This is a genomic window from Acinetobacter sp. YH12058, from assembly GCF_013419805.1.
Classification (GTDB): domain Bacteria; phylum Pseudomonadota; class Gammaproteobacteria; order Pseudomonadales; family Moraxellaceae; genus Acinetobacter; species Acinetobacter towneri.
This window is the reverse complement of sequence record NZ_VOZL01000049.1, coordinates 1-2,776: the sequence shown is the minus strand read 5'-3', so window position 1 is coordinate 2,776 and position 2,776 is coordinate 1. Positions and strand designations below refer to the sequence as shown.

General features: G+C 50.8%; 1 rRNA gene. It reads right to left on the bottom strand.

From position 1 onward, the window contains the following. Positions 1–20 precede the first annotated feature (20 nt). A 23S ribosomal RNA gene (locus tag FTU09_RS13535) occupies positions 21–2,776 on the bottom strand; the annotation flags it as partial.

Genomic DNA, 2,776 nt, shown 5'->3' with positions numbered 1-2,776 from the left:
CCCAACTGTTTGGGTGTTGTATAGTCAAGCCTCACGAGCAATTAGTATTGGTCAGCTTCACATATCGCTATGCTTCCACATCCAACCTATCAACGTCGTAGTCTTCAACGGCTCTTTAGGAGGCATAAAGCCTCGGGGAAATCTTATCTTGAGGTAGGCTTCCCGCTTAGATGCTTTCAGCGGTTATCCCTTCCGAACATAGCTACCCGGCGATGCGACTGGCGTCACAACCGGTACACCAGAGGTTCGTCCACTCTGGTCCTCTCGTACTAGGAGCAGATCCTCTCAAATTTCCAGCGCCCACGGTAGATAGGGACCGAACTGTCTCACGACGTTCTAAACCCAGCTCGCGTACCTCTTTAAATGGCGAACAGCCATACCCTTGGGACCTGCTTCAGCCCCAGGATGAGATGAGCCGACATCGAGGTGCCAAACACCGCCGTCGATATGAACTCTTGGGCGGTATCAGCCTGTTATCCCCAGAGTACCTTTTATCCGTTGAGCGATGGCCCTTCCATACAGAACCACCGGATCACTAAGACCTACTTTCGTACCTGCTCGACTTGTGGGTCTCGCAGTTAAGCGCGCTTTTGCCTTTATACTCTACGCGTGATTTCCGACCACGCTGAGCGCACCTTCGTACTCCTCCGTTACTCTTTAGGAGGAGACCGCCCCAGTCAAACTACCCACCAGACATGGTCCTCGTCCCGGATAACGGGACAGAGTTAGAACCTCAACATTACCAGGGTGGTATTTCAAGGACGGCTCCACTCGGACTAGCGTCCAAGTTTCAAAGCCTCCCACCTATCCTACACAAGTAAGGTCAAAGTTCAATGTCAAGCTGCAGTAAAGGTTCACGGGGTCTTTCCGTCTAGCCGCGGGTACACCGCATCTTCACGGCGAATTCGATTTCACTGAGCCTCTGCTGGAGACAGCGCCGCCATCATTATGCCATTCGTGCAGGTCGGAACTTACCCGACAAGGAATTTCGCTACCTTAGGACCGTTATAGTTACGGCCGCCGTTTACTGGGGCTTCGATCAAGAGCTTCGCTTACGCTAACCCCATCAATTAACCTTCCAGCACCGGGCAGGCATCACACCCTATACGTCCACTTTCGTGTTTGCAGAGTGCTATGTTTTTAATAAACAGTTGCAGCGGCCTGGTTTCTGAGGCTGTCGACAGCTCAAGGAGCGAGTCCTATCACCATCAACAGCGTACCTTCTCCCGAAGTTACGGTACCATTTTGCCTAGTTCCTTCAGCAGAGTTCTCTCAAGCGCTTTGGTCTACTCGACCTGACCACCTGTGTCGGTTTCGGGTACGATTCCAGTGTAACTGAAGCTTAGAGACTTTTCCTGGAAGCAGGGTATCAGCCACTTCACTGTACAAGTACAGCTTGCTATCAGATCTCAGCATAGAGCACCCCGGATTTGCCTAAGATGCATGCCTACTTCCTTTCACCTGGACAACCAACGCCAGGCTGACTTAACCTTCTCCGTCCTCTCATCGCATTACACTGAAGTATTGGAATATTAACCAATTTCCCATCGACTACGCCTCTCGGCCTCGCCTTAGGGGTCGACTCACCCAGCCCCGATTAACGTTGGACTGGAACCCTTGGTCTTTCAGCGAACGGGTTTTTCACCCGTTTTGTCGTTACTCACGTCAGCATTCGCACTTCTGATACCTCCAGCAGACTTCTCAATCCACCTTCTTCGGCTTACAGAACGCTCCCCTACCACTTGACTAATGTCAAATCCGCAGCTTCGGCACATAGTTTTAGCCCCGTTACATCTTCCGCGCAGGCCGACTCGACTAGTGAGCTATTACGCTTTCTTTAAAGGGTGGCTGCTTCTAAGCCAACCTCCTAGCTGTCTATGCCTTCCCACATCGTTTCCCACTTAACTATGATTTTGGGGCCTTAGCTGGCGGTCTGGATTGTTTTCCTCTTGACTACGGACGTTAGCACCCGCAGTCTGTCTCCCGGATAGTACTCATTGGTATTCGGAGTTTGCATCGGTTTGGTAAGTCGGGATGACCCCCTAGCCGAAACAGTGCTCTACCCCCAATGGTATTCGTCCGAGGCGCTACCTAAATAGCTTTCGGGGAGAACCAGCTATCACCGAGTTTGATTAGCCTTTCACCCCTATCCACAAGTCATCCCCTGGCTTTTCAACGACAGTGGGTTCGGTCCTCCAGTTAGTGTTACCCAACCTTCAACCTGCTCATGGATAGATCACCCGGTTTCGGGTCTATACCCAGCAACTATACGCCCTATTAAGACTCGATTTCTCTACGGCTCCCCTATTCGGTTAACCTCGCTACTGAATATAAGTCGCTGACCCATTATACAAAAGGTACGCAGTCACCAAACAAGTTGGCTCCCACTGCTTGTATGCATGCGGTTTCAGGATCTATTTCACTCCCCTCACAGGGGTTCTTTTCGCCTTTCCCTCACGGTACTGGTTCACTATCGGTCAGTCAGGAGTATTTAGCCTTGGAGGATGGTCCCCCCATATTCAGACAAGGTTTCACGTGCCTCGCCCTACTCGTCATCATTATGTGTGCCCTTTCGTGTACAGGACTATCACCCACTATGGTTGCACTTCCCAGAGCATTCCACTAAAACACACATAACTTAATGGGCTTTTCCCCTTTCGCTCGCCGCTACTGAGGGAATCTCAATTGATTTCTTTTCCTACGGGTACTGAGATGTTTCACTTCCCCGCGTTCGCTTCGTATGACTATGTATTCATCATACGATACCTACCTTAAG